Annotated in this window: 1 protein-coding gene; it reads right to left on the minus strand. The window is 58.7% G+C overall.

What is annotated here, in order from left to right:
- The coding region (istA, locus tag PQQ51_RS34395; protein ID WP_408501633.1) for an IS21 family transposase at window positions 1-426 on the minus strand (426 nt) is incomplete at both ends.

The following is a 426-nucleotide window of genomic DNA, read 5'->3' on the forward strand; positions in this document are numbered from 1 at the left end:
GACCATGCATCCCAGATCGTTGTGTCCTGCTCGGGATGCTTGGTCTGCTGCCAAAGCAAGACACATTGGTCGGCCAGCCAGTCGTTCAATGCAGCAAGCGAACCAAACGCCGGCACGCGTTGCCACAGCCGGTGACGGCTATCCTGAACGTTCTTCTCGATTTGCCCCTTCTCCCAACCCGAAGCCGGGTTGCAGAACTCGGCGTCAAACAGATAGTGACTGACCATGGCGCTAAAGCGCGCATTGACGTCCCTAAGCTTGCCGCGGCGGACCTTATCCACGGCGGTCTTCATATTGTCGTAGATGCCTCGGCGCGGAATACCGCCCCACGCCACGAACGCGTGGTGGTGCGCGTCGAACAGCATCTCGTGCGTCTGCAGTAAATAGGCGCGTAGGAAGAACGCTCGGCTATGACTGAGCTTGAAC

It is taken from the genome of Paraburkholderia xenovorans (assembly GCF_046030735.1).
Classification (GTDB): Bacteria; Pseudomonadota; Gammaproteobacteria; order Burkholderiales; family Burkholderiaceae; genus Paraburkholderia; species Paraburkholderia xenovorans_A.